The organism is Pseudomonas sp. GM50 (genome assembly GCF_000282375.1).
Taxonomy (GTDB): domain Bacteria; phylum Pseudomonadota; class Gammaproteobacteria; order Pseudomonadales; family Pseudomonadaceae; genus Aquipseudomonas.
The window spans coordinates 1-1,655 of the sequence record NZ_AKJK01000133.1 but is presented as its reverse complement, the minus strand read 5'-3'; the positions used below and the strand labels follow the sequence as shown (position 1 = coordinate 1,655).

The window sequence follows — 1,655 nt, the reverse complement described above, 5'->3', positions numbered from 1 at the left end:
CTCGCTGAGCGTCAAGATCGACGATGCGAAGGGCGGTAATTACGAGAAACTGGAAATCGACGGCAAGTCGGCGGACACCTCGGTGACCGATACTGCGGACACCACCACCCTCAGTCTGAGCGCTACCGATTCGGTCGCGGAAGGCGGGTCGATTGTTTATACCGCGACCCTGACCAATGCCGCCGGGACTCCGGTGACCGTGACCCTGTCGAACGGTGCAATCATCACCATCGCGGCCGGTGCGACTACCGGCTCCGTGACCGTCGACGCACCAAAGGACGATGTCTACAAAGACGCTGGCCAAGTCGAAGTAACCATCAAGGATGCCGCAGGCGGCAACTTTGAAAACCTGGCCACCAATCCGGCGGCGGCGGTTACCGACATCACTGACACCATCGACACCTCGACGGTCAACCTGACCGCGACTTCGAGTGTGGCCGAAGGCGGCACCGTGGTTTACACCGCCTCCGTCTCGGCACCAGTTACCGGTTCGCCAGTCGTCATAACCTTGTCCAACGGCCAGACCATCACCATTCCGGTCGGATCGAGCAGCGCCAGCGTGAACTTCACTGCGCCAAACGATGCGCTGGCCGGTGGCGGCTCGCTGAGCGTCAAGATCGACGATGCGAAGGGCGGTAATTACGAGAAACTGGAAATCGATGGCAAGTCGGCGGACACCTTGGTGACCGATACCCAGGACACCACCAACCTGTCGCTGACCGCGACCGGCACCGTGGATGAAGGCGGCCAGATCACCTACACGGCGACCCTCACCAACGCCGCTGGCACGCCAGTGACCGTGACGCTCAGCAACGGCGCCGTGATCACCATCGAAGCGGGTAAAACCACCGGCTCAGTGACCGTCGATGCACCGAAGGACGACGTCTACAAGGACGCCGGTACCGTCGAAGCGACAATCACAGGTACGACCGGCGGCAACTTCGAGAACCTGGTCGCCAGCGATACCCCGGCGGTCACCACCGTCAACGACACCATCGATACCAGCACCGTTTCGCTGACTGCCACTTCGAGCGTCGCCGAAGGCGGCACCGTGGTTTACACCGCATCCGTCAGCGCACCGGTCACCGGTTCGCCAGTGGTTGTCACCCTGTCCAACGGCCAGGTCATCACCATTGCGGTCGGCTCAAGCAGCGGTTCCGTCAACTTCGTTGCGCCAAATGATGCACTGGCCGGTGGCGGCTCGCTGAGCGTGAAGATCGACAATGCGAAGGGCGGCAACTACGAGAAGCTGGAGGTCGACGGCAAGTCGGCGGACACCTCGATTACCGACACTCCTGATACAACTACCCTCAGCCTGTCGGCGACCGACTCAGTCGCTGAAGGTGGCTCCATCGTTTACACCGCGAGCCTGACCAACGCGGCCGGCACACCGGTCATCGTGACCTTGTCGAACGGTGCCGTCATCACCATCGCCGCCGGTGCGACTACCGGCTCCGTGACCGTCGATGCGCCAAAAGACGACGTCTACAAAGACGCTGGCCAAGTCGAAGTGACCATCAAGGACGCCGCAGGCGGTAACTTCGAAAATCTCGTCACCAGCCCAGTGCAGGCGGTTACCGACATCACCGATACCATCGACACTACGACGGTGAACCTGACCGCGACGTCCACCGTCGCCGAAGGCGGCACCGTGG

General features: G+C 61.8%; 1 protein-coding gene. It reads left to right on the top strand.

Features of this window, described 5'->3' with window-relative positions:
- A partial coding sequence (locus PMI30_RS02210; RefSeq protein ID WP_008014597.1) for an immunoglobulin-like domain-containing protein occupies positions 1-1,655 on the top strand: 1,655 nt, incomplete at both ends.